The 21,606-nt window shown below is 29.7% G+C and carries 19 protein-coding genes and 1 tRNA gene; 8 read left to right on the top strand and 12 right to left on the bottom strand.

The features are described from left to right. Window positions 1-9: 9 nt before the first annotated feature. The 3 genes from ACUV9F_RS03695 (at window position 10) to rbsU (ending at window position 2,918) form a co-directional block, all read left to right on the top strand. Window positions 10-978 (top strand): LysR family transcriptional regulator, encoded by a 969-nt coding sequence (locus ACUV9F_RS03695; protein WP_446183019.1) that lies wholly within the window; start codon window positions 10-12, stop codon window positions 976-978. Between the two features lie 19 nt (window positions 979-997). Further along, window positions 998-1,921 (top strand): manganese-dependent inorganic pyrophosphatase, encoded by a 924-nt coding sequence (locus tag ACUV9F_RS03690; RefSeq protein WP_446183018.1) that lies wholly within the window; start codon window positions 998-1,000, stop codon window positions 1,919-1,921. Between the two features lie 106 nt (window positions 1,922-2,027). Then, window positions 2,028-2,918: a ribose/proton symporter RbsU gene (gene rbsU, locus ACUV9F_RS03685; protein WP_446183017.1), complete on the top strand. Its 891-nt coding sequence runs from the start codon at window positions 2,028-2,030 to the stop codon at window positions 2,916-2,918. Between the two features lie 38 nt (window positions 2,919-2,956). Here the strand turns inward: rbsU and ACUV9F_RS03680 are convergent, their stop codons facing one another. Further along, window positions 2,957-4,615 carry a DUF6792 domain-containing protein gene (locus ACUV9F_RS03680; RefSeq protein ID WP_446183016.1) on the bottom strand — a complete coding sequence of 553 codons (1,659 nt, stop codon included), beginning with the start codon at window positions 4,613-4,615 and terminating at the stop codon, window positions 2,957-2,959. Window positions 4,616-4,773: 158 nt separating this feature from the next. Between ACUV9F_RS03680 and ACUV9F_RS03675 the strand changes: the two genes are divergently transcribed. Then, window positions 4,774-6,204: an MFS transporter gene (locus tag ACUV9F_RS03675; RefSeq protein WP_446184330.1), complete on the top strand. Its 1,431-nt coding sequence runs from the start codon at window positions 4,774-4,776 to the stop codon at window positions 6,202-6,204. 141 nt (window positions 6,205-6,345) lie between these two features. Here ACUV9F_RS03675 and ACUV9F_RS03670 read toward each other — a convergent pair whose 3' ends face one another. The 5 genes from ACUV9F_RS03670 to ACUV9F_RS03650 form a co-directional block, all read right to left on the bottom strand. Further along, the gene (locus ACUV9F_RS03670) at window positions 6,346-7,596 is read right to left on the bottom strand and encodes a peptidoglycan bridge formation glycyltransferase FemA/FemB family protein (protein ID WP_446184329.1); all 1,251 of its coding nucleotides are present in this window, start codon (window positions 7,594-7,596) and stop codon (window positions 6,346-6,348) included. Between the two features lie 70 nt (window positions 7,597-7,666). After that, window positions 7,667-7,759, bottom strand: a tRNA-OTHER gene (locus tag ACUV9F_RS03665). Between the two features lie 64 nt (window positions 7,760-7,823). Continuing rightward, complete coding sequence (locus tag ACUV9F_RS03660; RefSeq protein ID WP_446184328.1) at window positions 7,824-8,249, bottom strand: Fur family transcriptional regulator; 426 nt, start codon at window positions 8,247-8,249, stop codon at window positions 7,824-7,826. Window positions 8,250-8,264: 15 nt separating this feature from the next. After that, a complete protein-coding gene (locus ACUV9F_RS03655) occupies window positions 8,265-8,948 on the bottom strand; it encodes a VIT1/CCC1 transporter family protein (RefSeq protein ID WP_446184327.1) in 684 nt (227 codons plus the stop codon). A gap of 9 nt (window positions 8,949-8,957) precedes the next feature. Beyond that, window positions 8,958-9,635: a VIT1/CCC1 transporter family protein gene (locus tag ACUV9F_RS03650; RefSeq protein WP_446184326.1), complete on the bottom strand. Its 678-nt coding sequence runs from the start codon at window positions 9,633-9,635 to the stop codon at window positions 8,958-8,960. Between the two features lie 324 nt (window positions 9,636-9,959). Here ACUV9F_RS03650 and ald point away from each other — a divergent pair, with 324 nt between their 5' ends. Genes ald through ACUV9F_RS03635 form a run of 3 tightly spaced genes read left to right on the top strand, consistent with a single transcriptional unit; the run spans window position 9,960 to window position 13,495 of the window. Beyond that, complete coding sequence (gene ald, locus ACUV9F_RS03645; protein WP_446184325.1) at window positions 9,960-11,075, top strand: alanine dehydrogenase; 1,116 nt, start codon at window positions 9,960-9,962, stop codon at window positions 11,073-11,075. A 40-nt stretch (window positions 11,076-11,115) separates the two neighbouring features. Further along, the gene (tdcB, locus tag ACUV9F_RS03640; protein WP_446184324.1) at window positions 11,116-12,147 is read left to right on the top strand and encodes a bifunctional threonine ammonia-lyase/L-serine ammonia-lyase TdcB; all 1,032 of its coding nucleotides are present in this window, start codon (window positions 11,116-11,118) and stop codon (window positions 12,145-12,147) included. A gap of 19 nt (window positions 12,148-12,166) precedes the next feature. Then, on the top strand, window positions 12,167-13,495 hold the full coding sequence (locus tag ACUV9F_RS03635; protein ID WP_446184323.1) for an APC family permease: 1,329 nt from the start codon (window positions 12,167-12,169) through the stop codon (window positions 13,493-13,495). Window positions 13,496-13,529: 34 nt separating this feature from the next. Here ACUV9F_RS03635 and ACUV9F_RS03630 read toward each other — a convergent pair whose 3' ends face one another. Next, window positions 13,530-14,393 (bottom strand): DegV family protein, encoded by an 864-nt coding sequence (locus ACUV9F_RS03630; protein WP_446184322.1) that lies wholly within the window; start codon window positions 14,391-14,393, stop codon window positions 13,530-13,532. A gap of 97 nt (window positions 14,394-14,490) precedes the next feature. Here ACUV9F_RS03630 and ACUV9F_RS03625 point away from each other — a divergent pair, with 97 nt between their 5' ends. Then, on the top strand, window positions 14,491-16,173 hold the full coding sequence (locus ACUV9F_RS03625; protein ID WP_446184321.1) for an Rqc2 family fibronectin-binding protein: 1,683 nt from the start codon (window positions 14,491-14,493) through the stop codon (window positions 16,171-16,173). Here the strand turns inward: ACUV9F_RS03625 and ACUV9F_RS03620 are convergent. From ACUV9F_RS03620 to lspA, 5 genes are all read right to left on the bottom strand, one after another. Next, complete coding sequence (locus tag ACUV9F_RS03620) at window positions 16,153-18,528, bottom strand: ATP-binding protein (protein ID WP_446184320.1); 2,376 nt, start codon at window positions 18,526-18,528, stop codon at window positions 16,153-16,155. The two genes, ACUV9F_RS03625 and ACUV9F_RS03620, sit on opposite strands and share 21 nt — an antisense overlap. Window positions 18,529-18,543: 15 nt before the next feature. Continuing rightward, entirely contained in the window at window positions 18,544-19,611 is a 1,068-nt protein-coding gene (locus ACUV9F_RS03615; protein ID WP_446184319.1) for a carbamoyl phosphate synthase small subunit, read from the bottom strand. A gap of 9 nt (window positions 19,612-19,620) precedes the next feature. After that, window positions 19,621-20,133: a bifunctional pyr operon transcriptional regulator/uracil phosphoribosyltransferase PyrR gene (gene pyrR / locus ACUV9F_RS03610; protein ID WP_446184348.1), complete on the bottom strand. Its 513-nt coding sequence runs from the start codon at window positions 20,131-20,133 to the stop codon at window positions 19,621-19,623. 108 nt (window positions 20,134-20,241) lie between these two features. Then, complete coding sequence (locus ACUV9F_RS03605; RefSeq protein WP_446184318.1) at window positions 20,242-21,150, bottom strand: RluA family pseudouridine synthase; 909 nt, start codon at window positions 21,148-21,150, stop codon at window positions 20,242-20,244. Continuing rightward, the gene (gene lspA, locus ACUV9F_RS03600) at window positions 21,147-21,605 is read right to left on the bottom strand and encodes a signal peptidase II (RefSeq protein ID WP_446184317.1); all 459 of its coding nucleotides are present in this window, start codon (window positions 21,603-21,605) and stop codon (window positions 21,147-21,149) included. Before lspA ends, ACUV9F_RS03605 begins: the two co-directional genes overlap by 4 nt. Window position 21,606: the final 1 nt, after the last annotated feature.

Genomic DNA, 21,606 nt, shown 5'->3' with positions numbered 1-21,606 from the left:
GGAAAACTTATGTCAAAAGAAAAGGGTATGGAGTCTAATGTATTTACTTCTAAAGCTCTAAGTTATTTTATCGAATTAACAAAGAATTTAAGCTATACGCAAACTGCACAATTGCTTGGTATTACACAACCTGCTCTAACACAACAAATAAAAAAAATTGAGCGTGCTTTGGGAGCACCACTCTTTTATTCCGTTGGAAAGAAAATACAATTAACAGATGCTGGACATACATTATTAAAAACGACTACGGATATTTTTCAACAAATAAATTCTGCTAAAGATGAAATTCAACATTCTACTACTGCAACAAGTGGAAAAATATCTATTGGTGTCCTTGCTTCAATGGAAGATTCAGTAATTGAAGAGTTTGTTACTCATCATTTTAGAGAAGTTCCGGATGTTCAAGTTGATGTATATTTGTTAACAAGACGAGATATATGGGAAAGACTTGAAAACAATAAAATCGATTTAGCAATTATGTATCTACCAGATGAAAACATCAAAAACTGGAAACCTTATAAAATTAAAAAAATTATTGATGATGATATGTTATTCATCCATTCCAATAAAGAATTAGCAGATAAAAAGAAAGTTAAATTAAAAGATACACTTGACAAAGAATGGGTAGGATATGTAAAGAGTTATTATCTAAATGAATTAATTCAAGAAAAATATAAAAATGAAATGGTTGATATTCCAGAAGCTGTTACAAGATTCTCATCACCTTATCAAATCTTGAGATTTTCTAATAATTTAGGAGCTTATACTGCACTTCCAACTAGCTTTGTTGTTGCAAACCAAGAGAATATAAAAGGATATCAAGCACATTTTGACCCAAATATTACAAGCGAAATGGCTTTTGTTTATAGAAAAGATAAAGAACAAATCCCACGTATTGATAATTTCTTTAAAATTTGGGATAAGTATTTACATGAAAAAGATTATTTAACACGTTTAAAAGAAGTTAAAACTATTTAATTTATTGGAGGATATTATTTTGAAAAAAGAATTAGTTTTCGGACACAAAAATCCTGATACAGATGCTGTTGTAGCTGCAATTGCATATTCATATTTTATGAATCAAAAAGGAATAGATACTGAACCAGTAGCTTTAGGAAATCCAAATGAAGAAACAAAATATGTATTTAATCATTTTAACTATGATTTTCCTCGTGTAATAACGAGTGCAGATACTGATAAAGTAATGCTTGTTGATCATAATGAAAGTCAACAAAGTGTTGATAATATTTCTGATGTGGAAGTAACACATGTTGTTGATCATCATAGAATCGCTAACTTTGAAACTTCAAATCCATTATTTTATCATGCAGAACCACTTGGATGTACAAGTACTATTATTTGGAAGCTTTTTAATCAAGAAAAAATTGAAATTCCGGCACAAATTGCTAGTTTGATGATGTCTGCTATAATTTCAGATACTTTATTATTAAAATCACCTACAACAACTGATCAAGATAAAGCTGCCTTAGAAAGTTTATCAAGAACTGCTGGTGTTGATTATGAGACATATGGATTAGATATGTTAAAAGCTGGTACAAACCTAGATAGTAAGTCTGCAAAAGAACTTGTTGAAATGGATGCTAAGACATTTGATATGAATGGCAAGAAAGTACGTATTGATCAAGTTAATACAGTTGATTTAGATGATACATTGAAACGCCAATCAGAGTTTGAAGAAGCAATTAAAAATGAAATGAATGTGGAAAATGAAGATTTATTCATTCTTTTAATTACTAATATACTTACAAGTGATACTAAGGCTATTGTTTTAGGTAATGATTCTGTTCTTAGTGTATTTGAATTAACATTCAATACTAAGATAGAAAATAATATTGCTTATTTACCAGGAGTCGTATCTCGTAAGAAGCAAGTTGTACCACAATTAAATGAAAATTTTTAATAAATTGTCGTTGAAAATATTGGTCTAAACCAATATAATTAATTGTATGTTCTAGAAGATGGAATTATTCCATCTTTTTTTATTTTTATGAAAGAAAGGTTTTATTATGAATACAATTAATATATTAATTGGATTGATGCCAATGATTGGATGGGGAATTTTTCCAATTATGGTTGGAAAAATTGGAGGAAAGCCAGTTAATCAAATTATTGGAACAGCATATGGTACATTAATTTTCGCTATTCTAGTATCGATTTTTACAAAATCTTGGTTTCCGGCTGATACTAAAACTTTAATTTTTAGTATAATTTCTGGTGGATGCTGGGCAGCAGGACAAATTGTAACCTTTTATGTGTTTACTCTCATGGGTGTATCAAGAACTATGCCTATCACTACTGGGTTCCAATTAGTAGGAGCTTCATTATTTGGGGTATTATTTAAGGGTAATTGGGCAGGTAGTCAATCAAAATTAATAGGTTTTTCTGCAATCATATTAATTATTGTTGGTGTCTATCTTACTGCATGGAAAGAAAGTAAAAAATCTGATTCAACAAATAATGTTGTAACTACAGGTATATTACTATTGTTAATTGGTGAATTAGGTTATTTAGGATATTCCGCATTTCCACAATCAGTCGATGCTAATGGATTTGATGCCTTTTTACCTCAGGCAATCGGTATGGTAATTGTTGCAACAATCTATGGCTTATATCAAATGACGAGAAATGAAAAACCATTCAAGGATATAACTTCATATAAAAATATATTTAGTGGCTTTTTCTTTGCTTTTGCAGCATTGACATTGCTAATTTCAATGCAAAAAAATGTTAATGGAATGGCTACTGGATTTGTACTTTCTCAAACAAGTGCAATATTTGCTACATTAGGTGGAATTTTTGTACTGAAAGAATCAAAAACAAAAAAAGAGATGGCTGCAGTTATTATTGGATTATTATTAATTGTTATCGCAGGTTCAGCAACTGCATTTATTAAATAAAAAAACATCATTTGAATTAATTCAAATGATGTTTTTTTCTATTTAAAATGTTTAGCACCATCAATGGTGTGAAAATAAACAACAGTATCAATCATATCATTGTTAATACTGCTTAAAAATGGCCATTCTCCCTTTAAAACACGTATAGCAGTCATGGGCTTTGATAATTCTTTTTTAAAATTTGCCTGTACCACAGCAGGGGAGTCTTTAAAAATTTTAGATTCATATAGATAAGTTGAGAAATCCTTAAAAATATTTTTTGCCTTATCAGTTTTTATTACACCGTATAATTCCTTAACTATTTGAAAGGAATACGTTAAGATACTAAACATAATTTGTGTACCTCTTACATTTTTTGATTTTCTTAAATGTTCAATTAAACCTCCGAAAAAATCAATATATAATTGAATGTCGTCTTCTTTTAAATATGACACAATATTAGACTTAAATGGATAATACCAGTTTGTAGTATTTAAATAATTAGATGAACCCATATAAAAAGTATGAGGAAAACCAAAATATATTCTGGTTAAATCATTTCTGAACCATTCATTGGTAATTTCGCTAAAATCTTTTTTTAAATATGTCCTTATTAATAAATCAGTCTCGATATCTTGTGTATTGTAATAAGTTAAAGAAAATAGTTTTTCCCATGTACTTTCGTCAAATAAATCTGGCTTATAGTGTTTGATTTGTCTTAATTGAATTGGAGCAGAGTTTAGAGTATAACCTTGATCAAACAAATTATCTAATAATTGAATAGTCTGAACAAAGTGACCACCCAGGGAGTGTCCAAGGCCATAAATTATAGTATTAGGATTCAATTCTTTGATGATTTTTTTAGTAAAATTTCTGGCAAAATTTAGTTGATAGTCGTGAGAAGTATCACCAAGTAGAATTGCATCAATATTGTATGCCCAATCTCTGTAACCTTCATTAATATAATTATCAAATCTTTTAGTAAAAGATTTGATTTTGGAATTTTCCAGAGATCCTTCTGTTCCTTTATACGATATATAACAATAAGAATTGTCATTAATATTAAATTTATATGCAAATGCGGAAAATCCCACTTCTTCAGACCCAATTAATACTTCACGAGCATCAAAAAATTCTAAATTTTTAGCAATTTTACCGCTATATTTAAATATTAAAAACTTTACGTATGAATTTAGTTCACTGACAGAAAATAAGGTTGATAGGTAGTTGAGTTCCATTAAATTAATTTTAAAATCCTTACTGTTAAATAGGTCATCCTTATATTCAATTTGATAATTATGTAAATTATTGGATTCAAATAAAAAAGCTAAGCATTGTCGTATTAAGATTAATGATTCAGAAATTTTTTCATTTTGTATTTTATTTAAAACATCTTTTAAATTATTTATCTTTCTATGTCGAGTTATCTTTTTTGAATTAATTATATCTGTTTGCTTATCTAAATATTTTAATCTTTTAACTTTAAATATTAGATAGTCATTTTGTAAAGAAAAAATAATAGAATTAATTATTTTTCTTTTTTTTATTTTTAAATAATTTAAGCGAAGTAATAAACGTTTGTTTTTAACAAGTAATTCTTGAGTTTTATTTTGATCAAGAGTTAATGGTATATAAGTATGTGCCTTGAAATTTAGTTTATCTAAGTCCAAAAAAACTTGTTCTAGCATAGATAGATTTGTAATTAAGTTAGTATCCATAATTTTCAGCCTTATTTTATTAGTTATATTAATAATATACTTAAAATTTAAGAATTAAAAATTATTTGGAATTTGTTTTAGAAGATAAAATTTTTGTGTTTTTTATTGAAAAGGTATAAAACATTCTTATCGTAAGCTATATAGGGGGATGGATTATAATGGAGAAGGAAGAACAAACACAAAATCCTAAAAGATGGTTAATCTTAATTGTAATTGGTATATTTGCATTTATGTCAAATCTCGATTCGAGTATTGTGAATGTTGCATTACCAGTTATATCACACAAACTGAATGTGCCAATGAATCAAATTAATTGGATAGTTTCAATATATTTAGTCTTATTGTCAGCTCTCTTATTATTTTTTGGTAAGTTAGGTGATATCAAGGGGAAAAATTTAGTTTTTAGAATTGGAACTGTTGTTTTTGTATTAGGTTCATCTATTTCAGGTCTAGGATTAAATTTTAGTTTATTGTTGTTAGGAAGAGCAGTTCAAGCAATAGGTTCAGCAATGACACTTTCAAATACCTATGGAATGGTAACAAGTACTTTTCCTTTAAAAGAGCGTGGAAGGGCGATGGGGTTAATAGGTACATTTGTTTCCCTAGGTGCAATTGCTGGACCTAGTTTGGGAGGCTTTATATTAGCTGTTTTTTCATGGCCATATATTTTTTTGATAAATATTCCTATTGGAGCATTTGCAATAATTTTAGGATGGTTTGTTTTTTCAAAAAATATCATTCTTTCAAAAGAAAGTATTGATTGGTTAGGAGTTTTATTACAAGCAATCTCAATAATTGGAGTATTTGGAGGAATATTTATTGGACAAGATAAGGGATATAATAATTTATTGACTATTATTATGTTAGGTGTTGGTATCATTACTGCTATTTTGTTTATATTCTTTGAGAAAAAAACTTTAAATCCATTACTTAATATGAAAATATTTACGAATAAGGTATTCACCTATGGAATAAGTACGGCATTTTTAATATTTATAGCAAATTTTTTTACAACAATTATTATTCCATTTTATTTAGAACTTTCAAGAGGATATAGTGCTGGATATGCGGGAATGTTATTAATCATTTATCCGTTAATAATGGTAGTTTTTGGACCAATCGGAGGTGCACTAGCTGATAAGTGGAATGTAGTTGGTGTACAAATAATTGGAACGAGTCTAATATTTTTGGGCAATATAATGTATTTTTTTATGACTGATAAATCACCAATCTGGTTGTATATTATAATTACTTCGCTGCTAGGAATTGGTATGGGATTATTTCAATCGCCAAATGGTGATGTGGTAATGTCCGCTGTAAAAAAATCAGAACTAGGTATTGCAGGAAGTATAAATGCGTTATTTAGAAATTTAGGATTTTCTGCAGGATCTGCATTAGCTACAAGTATATTATTTGCAGGAATGTCTATTAAATCAGGAAAAATTATAACTAACTATGTGCCATCTCATCCTGAATGGTTCATATATGGTATGCATATAGCATTTATAATTTCAGCGGTTTTAGCATTAGGTGCTATAGTTATGTCTGTTGTTACAGCTAAAAAAGTTAAAAAAGTGGAGCTTAAATAGAGTAAGTAATCTTTTAAGTCACCATTAACTTCGTATAATATATATTATGTAACCTTAAATGTAATTAGATAATAAACTCGTTTTTTAAGATATGTTATTTACTGAGATACAAAAAAGTATATCCGTCAAAGGATATACTTTTTATCTACCTAATATCTTTTTTAGTGTTTTGTAAAGTGAGTATTTTAAATTATTTACTGGCATATTAAATGTACCAATCATTTGTTGAACTTCACCATTAAAACTTCTCTTAAATTCGAGAACTCCATCTGAACCATTAAATGTTCCATTAATACCATAAAAGTTATATCTAGATATTCCAGACTCAATTGTTTCACGAATAATTGCATCTTGGATTTGATATGGGCCATAAAATTCCATATATTGTTCGTAAGTACCTGAAAATAAATAAATCATCTCCTGTGGTAATTTTATGAACATTCCACCTGCAATTATAACTGTATCACTGTCAGCCTTATTTTGAAGTTCTTTTGCACGCTTAATTCTATTTTCATGTGATTTTTTTTGATCTTCAAACTCATTAAATTGACGCTTAAACTTATCGTTTGCGGGATATTTATCGATTTTTTGTTTAATCTTTTCAAGTTTAGCATCTAATTGGCTTATTTTTTGTTCTTCTTCAGAAATATATTTTGAAAAAGTAATTTCAGCAACTAAAAACTGTACCTTATCTTTAAAGCTATCAAAACTATCTTCGTAGTATTCAAGACTTTTAGAACCAATACCTAAACGTTTTCCGGTATCAACTGTGAGATCATAAAACTTACCAAGTTCGTTTTTTGGTAGTTTTCTTAGTTTTATACCAAATTGTTTATTCTTCTTTAAATAATAAGTTACATCTTTACTAAATGTTTTCTTAATATCATCATAAGAACTATTACCCAATTCTTTAACATATTGCCATGAAACCTCCCCAGAGTCCATTAATCCTGTTTGGAAGTTTTCATGAGAGAACCCGACAAGTTCAAGATTATCATAAGGTTCATTATTTTTATCTGAAGTTGGATTACCATGTCCATCATATTTTTGGTAAACAATATTTGGAACAACTCTAATAAATAATCCATTATATTGCTTTGAGAATTGTTTTAAACCATTAAAAAATGCTAAAAGTAAATTTTTATCACTATAGTCTATTAAAGGACCGTGATCTAAATTTACTAAATTCCCAAACTTTACATGTTGATAAGTCACTACGCTACCACCAACTATGTTTTCTTCATCATCTACCAAGCCTAAAATAAATGTTTTAGTTCCCTTTGACTTTAATATATTAAATTGATTGATTGTCTGGGCGTAACTTCCAAGAGGATGTGATAATGAGAATGTTTCCCAATCTGATTGTCTTTTTGATAAATCTACAAATTTCATTATTAATGCCTCTTTTTTATTTTGTATAAAATAATAGCCTCTTCATTACGAAGAGGCTATTATTACTTTAAGGAGAGGGGAGGATTTGAACCGCCGCGTCGACAAAGTCGACCTAGATAGTATAAATACTAACTTCCCTTAAGCCAGACTTGGGTACCTCTCCATATGTTTTGCCGTAACAAAACTACATATAAAATAATATCATTAGAATTTTGATATGTAAAGTTCTAATTTAATTTTTTTTGGCATTCTGGACAAAGTCCAAAAACTTCGATTTTTAATCCAGTAACTTTATAACTAGTTTCTTTCTCTGCACTTTCAGGGAGTTTTGAAAAATCAAACTCATTAGCGTCAACAATTTTTCCACAATTTGTACATATTACATGATAATGAGGCTTACCAAAATAATCATAATGAGTTTTATCATCATTACGATTATCAATTTCTATGACCAAATGAATTTTTACCAATATCTCTAAAGTATTATAAATAGTAGAAATTGGTAAACTATTTAAATCTTTGTGTATCATTTCAACGGTTGGATGTGTGCGGTGATTAATCATGTATTCAATTATTTTTTTTCTAGGTTCAGTTAATTTATATCCATTTTTTTTGAGCCTATTTATAACAAGTGTTAAATCTTGTTCCCCCATATATTTTCTCCTTTTTTAAAATAATAAACCAATTCCGTAGTGAATAGCTATGGTTACTAATCCAATTATTATATTACGAATAATAGCTTTTTTAGGTAAACCATGACCAATAATAGCACTTAAGTATCCAGTCAAACCTACTGCTATTGTTGTTGCAATAATTGTTGTAAGAAATTGCCAGTGAGCAGTTGTGATAACTAACGCTATTAAAGGAAATGCCCCACCAATGGCTGCAGATATAAGTGAAGAAATTGCAGCTCCCCACGGATTAACATAATGATTTAGTTGTATATCATACTTTAAAGATAATATTGTTTGTAAGGGATTTTTTTTCATTAAAGTTTCAGCAATGTCATTGGCTGTACTTTTATTAATTCCCTTTTCTATGTATATATTTTCTATTTCTTTTTTTACTTTCTCAGGATATTTTCTTAATCGTTCCTTTTCTTGAAAGACGACAACTTTTTCAGAGTCTGATTGGGAACTCACCGAAGCATACTCACCAGATGCCATAGATAATGCACATGCCAATAAATCAGCTAAACCTGCAATAAAAATTGTAAATTGATTAGAAGTAGCGGCCCCAACTGAAAAAAGAACTCCAACTACAGTTAAAATTCCGTCATTTGAACCAAGTACTCCTGCCCTTATAACATTTAATCTTTCCTCTAAAGTTTGACTATCTTTTTTGTTTTCCATAATAAAGAATTACCTTCCTATTAATCTTCCAATTGTATAAGTAACAATCATTGTAAAAATACCTGCAATAATATTTCTTAATGTAGCAGTTTTTTTGTTTGCTTGAGATAACATAGCCGATAAATATCCGGTTATGCCAAGTGCGATTAAAACAGCAATTATAGTAGCTAAAATTCTAATATTTTGAGGAAAAAGAGTAATTGACATCATTGGTAATAAAGATCCTAAAGGAAAAGCAATCATAGAAGTTATAGCAGCACCAACAGCTGAGACTTCATGATGAACTGAAAAACCATGACGTTCTCGAACGGTTGTTTCTAATGCATTTTTATCCATCATTTCTTTAGTAGCTTGTTGAGCGAGTTCTTCTGGAATACCTTGATTCATATATTTAGTTTTTACAAAATCAAACTCTTTTGAGTACTCATTAGCAAGAGCATACTCCTGTTCTTCTGTTGCTCTAACCTGTGCGTCATTTTGAGAATGGACAGAAACATATTCACCCATGGCCATTGAAACAGTTCCAGCTAAAGCTCCCGCAAATCCAGCTATAAAGATGGCAAATGTACTTGAGGTAGCCCCAGCTACTCCAATCACGATTCCAGAAACTGATAAAATACCATCATTTGCTCCCATTACAGCTGCACGGACCAAGTTATTTTTTTCTGATAATGTTAATTTCTTCATTTTTATCTCCAATTAAGAATCATTCTAAATTACAAATTAAGTATAGAATATTTTCTGAAAATAAACAACTCTTTATTAAAAAAATTATCAATTGAAATTATTTTCACAATATAAAAATAAAAACAAAACATTATTCTACCCTACTTACTAAAAAATGACGCAAAATGTAAATTCACAAAATACGCTTTCATTGCTAATGTATAAGTATTTTATGGTGTCAGCTAATTTGGTAAAAAAATCGAAAAATAGTCTTGATTTTTTTAAATACTAGTCTATAATCACAAGTGTATTAAGTTAAAAAAATCACAAAAGGAGATTTTTAGTATGAAAATCGGTGTAATTAAAGAACAAAAAGAAGGAGAAGGTCGCGTTGCCGCTACCCCTTCTAATGTAAAAGCAATGGTTGATGCTGGAAATGAAGTTCTAGTTGAAAAAAATGCCGGCGTTGGTGCGGGATTCCCCGATAGTGAATTTGAAGCTGCCGGTGGTAAAATTGTTTCTCATGAAGAAGCTTGGTCTTCACAACTTGCAATTAAAGTTAAAGAGCCTACATCAGCAGAATATAAATTCTTTGAAAAAGGTAAAATTGTCTGGGGATTCCAACATTTAGCTTCTTCAAAAGAAACTGTTGATGCTATGGCTGAAAAAGGAGTAACTGCTATTGGTGGTGAAACAATTGTTAAAGATGGAAAACTTGCCCTACTTGCTCCTATGTCAGCTATTGCTGGTAGAAGATCAGTAATTATGGGTGCCTATTATCTTGAAGGACAACATAAAGGTGAAGGTATTTTACTTCCAGGTATTGATGTTCCAGGAATTAACCCTGGTAATGTAGTGATCTTTGGTGGTGGAAATGCTGCTGTAAATGCTGCTCAAATGGCACTTGGACTTGGTTGTAGCGTAGTAATCATCGAGCTAAATGATGACAGAATAAAACAATTAGAAGAACAATTCAAAGGACAAAATGTCCGACTAGTAAAATCTACTGAAGAGAACTTAGCTAAAGAAATAAAAGATGCTGATTTATTTATTTCAACAATTTTAATTCCAGGTTCAAGACCTCCTAAGTTGGTTAAGGAATATATGGTTAAATCAATGAAAGAAGGAAGTGTAATTGTTGATATAGCAATTGACCAAGGTGGTACTGTTGAAACAATTGATAAACCAACTACTATTGATGACCCTATATTTATAAAACATGGTGTATTACATTATGCAGTTCCTAATCAACCTGGTGCTGTACCACGTACATCAACAATGGCACTTGCAGCAGGAAACTTAGAATATATTCTTGAAATAGCTGAAAAAGGTATTGTTGATGCTATTAAATCTGATGATGCATTAGCTTCAGGTATCAATGTATATGAAGGAAAAGTTACAAATGAAGGATTAGCAGGATCTGTTGATCACGAATATGTTGACTTAAATACACTTATTTAAATAAAAGCATTTTTAACATAAAAATTGGAGGGCTTTAGTTATGACAACAAGAAATGTTGGAGAAATACAAGGAATATCAATTCAAGATATTGAGGAAGCAAAACACGTAGTAAGTGAATATGCACGTAAAACCCCACTTATCCAATCTATGTTTTTAAGTAGAAATGTTACAAATGGAAATGTCTTTTTAAAACTTGAAAATATGCAATTAACAGGATCTTTCAAGTTTAGAGGAGCAAATAATAAAATTAATCACTTATCAGATGAAGAAAAAGAACGTGGAATCATAACAGTTTCAGCTGGTAACCATGCTCAAGGTGTAGCTTTAACTGGTAAACTATTGGGTATAAAAACAACAGTTGTTATGCCAGATGAAGCACCACAAGCAAAACGTGATGCAACTGCAGGATATGGTGCTGAAGTTGATATTCATGGAGCAACTTTTGACGATGCAAAAAAATGGATGCATGAACGCGCTGAAAAAGAAGGAAAAACAATTGTTGATCCATTTAATGATCAACTAGTTATAGCTGGTCAAGGTACAATTGGATTAGAAATTCTTGATGAATTATGGGATGTTGATACAGTTGTTATTCCTGTTGGTGGCGGTGGTCTAATTTCAGGTATGGCAATTGCACTTAAATCATTTAACCCTAGCATTCATATTGTAGGTGTTCAATCTGAAAATGTTCATGGAATGAAAGCATCAATTGATAAAGGAGAAATTACTTTCCATCATGATGACTTCACCCTTGCAGATGGTACAGATGTTGCAGTTCCTGGTGATATAACATATCCTATTGTTAAAGAATTAGTTGATGAAATTGTCACCGTAAGTGAAGATGAAATTGCTAATGCAATGAAAGATTTAATGCAAAGAGCAAAAGTTGTTTCTGAAGGTGCTGGAGCATTACCAACTGCTGCTTTAGAATCACATAAAATTGATGAAAAATGGTTAAAGAACAAGAATGTTGTTGCCATGGTTTCAGGTGGTAATGTTGACTTATCTAGAGTTTCTGGAATTATCGATCAATTCTTCTCACCCGTTAAACCTAATGGTGCTATTGGATAATTAAAGAGGATATAAATCTATGGAAAATGAAAAAGGACTAAAAAAATCAATTGGTTTTGGTGCTGCCCTTTCGACTGTTGCAGGTACCGTAATTGGTACAGGTGTATTCTTTAAAGCTTCCGCTGTTACACAATATACTGGGTCTGCAAGTCTTGCTATGTTTGCTTGGTTAATTGGTGGATTAATAACTATCTGTGCTGGGTTAACAGCTGCTGAGTTAGCTGCGATGTATCCTGAAACTGGTGGTCTTACAAGATATATTGGACATTCATATGGGAAATTTTGGGGATTTCTATCCGGTTGGGCCCAAGCAATTGTATACTTCCCTGCTAATGTCGCAGCTATTGCAATTGCATTTGGTACACAATTCGCTAATTTATTCGGATTGAGTAATATGTACATCATTCCTGTTGCAGTGATTTGTGCATTATCTGTATTATTAATTAACTTTATTAGTATTAAACTTGCTGGTAGAGTTACTTCAATTGCATTAATATGTAAATTAATTCCGTTAATAGCTATTGTTATTTTGGGATTCTTTCATAAAGGAACAGGACATCTAAGCTTGTTCCCTATTGCATCAGATGCAAGTCATCCATTCTGGACTGCTTTAGGTCAAGGATTATTGGCTACAATGTTTGCTTATGACGGATGGTTACATGTTGGAAATATTGCTGGTGAAATGAAAAATCCTAAAAAAGACTTACCGTTAGCAATATCTGTTGGAATTGCTATTGTCATGGTTGTATATCTTCTTGTAAACGGAGTATTTTATTGGATAGCACCAGTTTCACATGTTGCCGGTAACATGAATATTGCTTCTGATGTTTCAAAGGTCATATTCGGTGATATGGGTGGAAAAATCATAACCATCGGAATTTTGATTTCAGTTTACGGTGGATTAAATGGTTATATTATGACTGGAATGAGAATACCTTACATAATGGGACAAAAAAAAGAATTACCATTTTCAAATAAGCTTTCTAAATTAAATAAAGCTGGAGTTCCTTATGTTGCAGGTATTGTTCAGTTTGTAATTGCTTTTGTTATGATGCTATCTGGTCAATTTGATGCAATAACTAATATGTTGATATTTGTTATCTGGCTATTTTATACAATGTCGTTTGTTGCTGTTATAAAACTAAGAAAGACTGAACCAGATTTTCAAAGACCATACAAAGTACCAGGTTATCCAATAATACCGATTGTTGCTATTCTAGGAGGACTATTTATATTAGTAAATACTTTCTTCACTCAATTTTTAACAACTATCATTGGACTGGCAATAACTATTGTCGGAATACCAATATATTATTATTTAGAAAAAAAGAATTCTGTTAAAGAGTAAATAAAAAGAGCTAGAATTTAAATTCTAGCTCTTTTTATTTACTCATATCTTTAATCCAAGCCAATGCAATTGCTTTTTCACCTAAATGAGTACCAATAACTGGTCCAAAATAGCTTATTTCAATATGTTCTTCAGGGAATTTTTTATGTAAATCATTCTTCCACTTCTCTGCTTCTTCAGGGTCATTAGCATGAATAACTATTAGTTTGTAGCTAAAATCAGCTTTTTCTTTATCTTTTTGAAATTCTTTTGCAGCTCTTGCATATGCTTTTTTTATTGAACGTACTTTATCATATGCAACAATTGCATGACTAGAATTATCAAAGGTTAATAAAGGCTTTATATTTAGCATACTTCCTATTACGGCTGAAGCATTTGAAAGTCTACCACCTTTAACTAGGTTTTTTAAATCATTTACGATAAAAACTTCATTCATTGTTGCACGAAGTTTATCAAGACTATCAAGAATCTCATCTAAGTCTGCCCCAACTTGCGCCATTTTTGCGGCCTGTAGAACTAAGTTTCCCATCAATAAAACTGTTATTTGAGAATCATAAGGAATAACTTTTGTATTAGTTACCATTTCTGCTACAGTTCCCAAAGTATTAACAAATCCTGATATTGTACTTGCTAAATGTATTGAGATAACAGCGTCATAACCTTCATCACCCAGTTTTGTATATAAATTAACCATTTCTCCAAGAGGAGGCTGAGAAGTTGATGGAAGTTCTTTTGATACTCTTAACTTGTCATAAAATTCCTCGGTAGTAATATCTACACCTTCTTGATAGGTTTTTCCATCAATAATTACAGGAATAGGCACTACCGTTATATTATATTTTTCTAAGTTTTCTTTTGGTAAATAACATGTACTATCTGTTACTACTGCTATTTTCATTAAAATCACCACTATTTTCAAATTGAAAGTACGTAATAGAATTATATCATAAAAAATCTGTTAGAATATATAGGATAAACAAATTGAGGTGATTTATATGTCTTTTGACGGCACTTTTACACATGCAATGGTAAATGAATTAAAAGAAAAGCTCTTAGGTGGACGCATTTCAAAAATTCAACAACCTTTTAAAAATGAACTAGTATTAACTATTAGAAGTAATAGAAAGAACTATCCACTATTACTTTCTGCAAATCCAATATATTCACGTATACAGATAACTAATATTGATTTTTCAAATCCTGACAAGCCATCTAATTTTGTAATGTCAATGAGAAAAAATATTGATGGATCTATAATCACTGATATCAAGCAAATCGGCAACGATAGAATTGTGGTTATTTATTTAGAAACAAAAGATGAATTGGGCTATCAAATTAATTTTAAGATTATTATCGAGATTATGGGACGTTACAGTAATATTGTATTAGTTGATAATGAAGAAAAAATAATTGACTTAATTAAACATGTATCTAGTTCTAAGAATAGGTTTAGAACATTAATGCCTTCTGAAAAATATGTTTTTCCTCCAAAAACAAATAAAAAGAATCCGTTTAATGATTTTTCAGATGATGATTTAAAGGATTTACAAAACAATTTTGAAGGACTAGGTACTGATACAACAAGAGAACTAGAATTTAGGCTAAATGAATCAAATATTAAAAGAGTCGCATTTAGAAATTTCTTTAATGAAATTAACAATAATATTTATCCCAATATTATTATTAAAGACAATAAATCTAATTTTTTCCCAATAGAATTTAAAAGTTTTTCTGATTCAGATAAAAAAACCAGCTACTTTTCCCTATCTGAAATGTTAGATGTCTTTTTCCGAGAAAAAGCACAAAATGATCGAGTTAAATCCAGCGGTGAAAATCTTTTATTAGTCGTGAATAGTGTTTTAAAGAAAGATAAAAATAAATTAAAACGATTAAATAAAGATTTGAAAAAAACCGAAAATATGGATAAATATCGGATTTATGGTGAATTACTAACAACTTATATGAATAATATAAAACAAGGTATGTCAGAGATTAAAGTAAATAATTATTACGATAATTCAGAGCTAACGATACCTTTAGATAATAAGCTATCTCCTTCCGCAAATTCTCAAAAATATTTTAAGACTTATCAGAAATTAAAAAAATCAATTAATTTTATTAATACTCAAATTGAAGAAACAAATGCAGAAATAAACTATTTAGAATCTGTTTTGTATCAAATTAGTGAGTCTAAACTTGATAATCTTCAAGAAATTAAAGAAGAACTGATTGTTGGAGGATATATCAAGAAAAAAAATAAAACTAAAAAACATAAGAATAATAAAGAAATTGGCAATAAATTTATTAGTACATCTGGTGATTTAATCATTGTTGGAAGAAATAATATTCAAAATGATCAACTAACTCTTAGAATAGCAAAAAAGAATTACATTTGGCTTCATGTAAAAAATATCCCTGGTTCACATGTAGTTATTTCAAGCAATGATCCTGATGAAGAAACTTTGCTTCAAGCAGGCAAATTAGCCGCATATTATTCTAAAGCAAAAAATTCAAGTAATGTTGAAGTAGACTATGTGCCAATTAAAAAAATAAAAAAACCCAACGGCGCTAAACCAGGATTTGTAATCTATGAAGGTCAAAAGACTCTTGTAGTTACGCCTGAAGTTGAGCTCGTTGAGCAATTGAAGGAAAACTATTTAAATTTGAATAGTAAATGAGTTATTTTTAAAGCAAATACTTTTCTTTTTATTTGAAGTAATAAATTTTTCTTCATTAATATCTAAATTTAATTGGTTGAAGTCAATACCAATAACCAGTTTTACATAAGTGTCTATCAGATTTAATGAGCTAACGATATCATGAATAATGATATTATCATTAAATCCTATAGATACTTTTTTTATTTTAACTTCATCATTTATAAAACAAACAGTGAAGTTCAATAATTTAGCATATTTTTTTTGGTCGTTTGTTAAATTATATTTCAAAAAATTATCTACTAATTCTTTTAAATTCGATGCCTTATCGATTATTGATCCAGCTATAAAGCTTCCGTCAGTAACATTTTTTTTAACATATGAAGTGAAAAGCCAATTTGAAGTATCTTTTAAAACACTCAATTCGTATTCATCATTACTTTTTATATTATTGTCTTCAAAAATTTTGGTTTCTCCTTCATCAAGAAGACCATTTTTGTCTGAGTAGTCATTAGTTAGTTTTATTGTGTGCTTAAAAATATTTTTAGACAATAAATTATACTTATCAATTTCATCAAAAGGATCAACAATTCTTGAAATTTTACTTTCATCTATGTTGATAGTTTCTCGAGTTGTTTTATCAATTAAGATTGCATTAAACCCATTCTTATGACTTATTTGAGCAATTCTACTAATTAAAAAGTTGTTTCTAACTTGTTCTTCAAAAGACATTTCCGGACTTGCTTTAATAACTATGGTTTCTTTTTGATCATTATAAGTAAATTCGTTATGTTTACCAATACTTGGAATGTATTCTAAACTTTTAGTGTTATTCGTTACAAAGGCAGCATCCTTTAATTGAAATTTAATATCAGATTGACTTATAAGTTCTTTGAGTTGATTAGAACTAATTTTCCAAAGTGTTGATATCTCATCAATAGAGAATCCACAAACGAGAGCAGTCCGTAATATCTCTATGTCCCCCTTATTTTGTACTAATTTTAATTTTATCTTAGAAAGTCGTCTTAATGATTCTAAATAAACAGGATGTATTTTTGTTACTTTTGATAAGTAAGGAACATCAAATCCCCTATTTAAAGCAATCTTCAAAACACTTAATTGTCTGTTAGTTGGATGAATGATTTTTTCAAATAGTTCATCATCATTTAAATTCTTAAGATTTCCAGAATTTAAAGCGTTTGTTTGAGAAATTTTTGCGTTTAACTGCCCTTTTTTCAATATTTCTTCAATATTATTTGACCTGACAATAAATGCTCCGTTTGATGTTTTTTTCGGCTCTAGAGGTATTTCTTGAATATTACTCCAAGTTGGAACTCTCATAGTTAGGAATTCTATATTAGGTTCATAAGCTGCGTTTACTTTTTCCCCATTTAAATTCTCTAACTTATCAATATTCATACCTACATTTAATTGAGCTGCAATTTCGGCAACTTGATAGTTATATGCGGTTTCTAAAAATTTTGTTTCTTCACTTAATCTAGGGATTATTTCGGTAATGTAAAATTCATTTGGATTGTTTAGATTAAGTGCGAAATGAGTTGTACATACTCCGACTATATTGAAAGCCTTAGTTACTTTTATTGCTGCTTTTCTAAGTTCTTGAATTTGACTATTTGATAATGTAAGTGTTGGTGTTACAAGTAATGAATCTAAATGGTGAATACCGATTGGTTGAATATCTTCAATTGCTCCAACTACATTAACATTATTAGATTTATCTCTTAGTGTTGTTACTGAAAATTCTCTTTGACCATGTACACTTTTTTCAATTTCAACAGCATCTTCAAATTCAGGATCATGTTCAATAAAATTGTTTAAATCATATAAATTTTCAATTATTGTCCACCCTGAAGATAAATGATTTTTAAATCTTCTACGAACAATAACGGGAAATTCATTTTTTCTCACAAAATCATAAATGTCATTTTCATTTTTCGTACTTATATAGTTAATAACGGGTAAATTGTTATATTCTAAATGATTACTTAAAGCATCTCTATTAATTGTTGCTAAAGCTGCAAGTGTATTAACACCTAATATTTCAACATTAGATGGGAAACTATTTTGTGAAATTATACTAAGAGCATTTCTATCTCCAAGAGTGGGAATTACTGCATCAATATTATAGTCTTTAATTACTTCGTTAACTGTTACTGAAGTGATTTGTTTAATAACAAGATTCTCTAACGAATTAGATCTAGTTAAAATAGAGATAGGATTTTCTGTTAATAAAGTAACTTTAAAATTTAATTTATTAATAATTCTGCAGGTTCTATAAATAGAATTGGTCAAATCAACATTTGTTGGGCTATTTGTTGCACCAATTACTAATATATTTTGTATATTTTTTTTCAAAATCTCACCTACTTTTTAAATTCGTTCATAAGAATTGATCATATCAATAAATTCATCAAATAAATATGTCATATCCTGGGCGCCAGGTGCAGCTTCTGGATCAAACTGTACTGATATTGTTGGCTTGTACATATGTCTAATACCTTCAATGGTTCCATCAGAAGGACAAATATGAGTCACAATAAAATGAGCATCTTTAATTCCACGATTACTAATTGCATAAATATGATTGTGATTTGTATATTCAATTTTTCCACTAGCAATTTCTTTAACAGGATAAGAAGTAGAATGATGTCCTAACTTCATTGTGATTATCTGACATTCATTTGCTAACGCTATTACTAAATGACCCAATCCGATAGCAAAGATTGGAAATTCTTCTTGCAATTCAGAAACTGTATTGATTGTCTGTTGAATATTTTGAGGATTTCCAGGACCATTTGATATAACAATTCCATCAGGCTTTAACTCTCTAATTTGTTGAGCTGAGTAGTTATAAGGAACAACAATAGAATTACAGTCACGATAAGACAATTGTCTTAAAATAGAATATTTCATACCAAGATCAATAACGATGATTTTCTTACCAGAATTAGGATTAGGATATGGCTGTCTAGTTGATACTTGTTTAACTAAGTCGCGTTGAATAACTAATGCTTTAATTTGATCTACTGAATGTTCATCATCTGTATCAGATATGCTTGCTTTTAATTGTCCATATTTTTGAACATGTCTTGATAATGCTCTAGTATCAATATTAGTAATCCCGGGTATATCTTTTTTCTTAAGAAATTCGTCTAATGACTGATTTTTGCTTGTTTCATTCGATAAAGCAACTGAGTTAAAAATTATTCCTTTACAAGTTGGATCAATTGATTCGTACTCATTTGCATTAATACCCGTTGCTCCAGCAGCAGGAACTGTCATTGCAATAATTTGACCATTATAAGTGGCGTCGGTTAAAGTTTGTTCTAATCCATATAAATTATTTGAAATAACTAATTGACCAGCTGCAACAATTGGTGCACCAATTGAATCACCTTCAAGTGTGAATCCATCTTCAAGTACTAAATATCTTTTCATATTATCACTCTAATCTATTTCAATTTTATCCTCATTATCGACTTCACTCATTGATACATTTATTTTTTCTTTTCTAGAAGTTGGAATGTTTTTGCCCACAAAATCTGCTCTGATTGGAAGTTCTCTATGTCCTCTATCAACTAGAACTGCTAAAGATATTTTTTTAGGACGGCCAGAAAAAATTATTGCATCCATTGCGGCTCTCACTGTGCGTCCAGTATATAAAACATCATCAACTAAAATTACGTTTTTATCTTTTAAATCAATATCTAATTTGTTTTTTTCTTCAGACTGACTAGTATCATCTCTAAAAGGTGTAATATCTAGCTCAGCAACTGGAACAGTTATTCCTTCTAGTTGTTTAAGTCTAGATTCTATTCTATGTGCAATAAATACACCTCTAGTTTTAATTCCTACTAAAACTAGGTTGTCTATTCCCTTGTTTCTTTCTATTATTTCATAAGTAATACGTGTTAAAGCACGCTGCATAGTAATTCCATCAATAATTTCTTTTGCCATAATTTCCTCCAAACAAAAAACCACTCTTCTGTGAGTGGTTTGATTTTAAACTTTTGAGTCTCACAGGACTTACTTAAAAGCTTTAGCTAAGTTGTAAGTAATATTTTACAATCAATTCCTTAATGTGTCTAATGTTTCTAAAAAGATTTTGGGAGGTTTAACACTGAACTCCATTTGTTTTCCATTTGTTGGATGAATAAATCCGAGTGTATGTGCGTGTAAAAATTGACCATTTCCTTTTAAGGTTTTCTTAGGACCGTATAAAGGATCTCCTGCAACAGGATGATCAATAAATTTTAAGTGAACACGAATTTGATGGGTTCTTCCAGTTTCCAAATGTAGTGAAAGTAAAGCATAGTTATCAAATTGTTCTAAAACTTTGAAATGTGTGACAGCACTTCTACCATCAGCAACAATATCTTGTTTTTTTCTATCTTTTTTAGAACGTCCAATTGGGGCATCTATTTTACCAGAAGTTTCTGAGAAAACTCCGTGAACGATTGCCAAATACTCGCGAGTATTTGTCTTTTCTTTTAGCTGTTTCATTAATGAATCACGAGCAATACCGTTTTTAGCAACCATTAATAATCCAGAAGTATCTTTATCGATTCTGTGGACTATTCCTGGCCTAAGAACGTCTTCTTCTTCGCTAGGTAAGTTAGTATGATACATCAAACCATTAACTAACGTATGATCTGGATGACCTGCGGAAGGATGAACTACCATACCTTGAGGTTTATTTACAACAATTACATCGTTATCTTCATAAACAATATCCAAATTCATTTTTTCTGGTTTAGCGGATAAAGGTTGTTCATCTGGTTTTTGAATAATAATTAAATTGTTGCTCTTAATTTTATAACCGGATTTTGATACAACATAATTATCTACAGTAATATACCTATCCATTATCCATGCTTTTATTTGTGATCTACTACTATCAATTTTTTCAGTTAAGTACTTATCTAAACGATAATTGTTGAACTTTGATTCAACAATTAGCTTAATTGTTTCCGTCATTTATGGACATCCTTATCAATAAAAATAATAAAAATAATTATCAAGATAACGCCAATTGTGATATAGACATCTGCTAAATTAAATATAGCAAAGTCTATAAAATCTAAGTGGAACATATCTGTTACAGATTGATTTGTAAATCTATCAATCGCATTACCTATTGTTCCTGATAAAAGTAAGACTAATCCTGTTTTGTAAATATTTGATTCTTTTTTTGCTCTATATAATAAATACACAATAATTATCACTGCAATTATTGTTACAAAATAAAAAAACAACATATTACCAGAAAGAATACTCCATGCTCCTCCATTATTAGTAATATTGGTAAGAGAAATAATACCAGGAATTATATTATGTAATGACCCTATTTCTATGTTTGTATTTACAAAAAATTTTAGTGATTGGTCAGCAATTACTAAAATTAACATGATTAACAAAAAAAATATACTCATT

This window comes from Daquilactobacillus linshuiensis (assembly GCF_052828685.1).
This window is presented reverse-complemented; position numbering and strand designations above follow the sequence as displayed.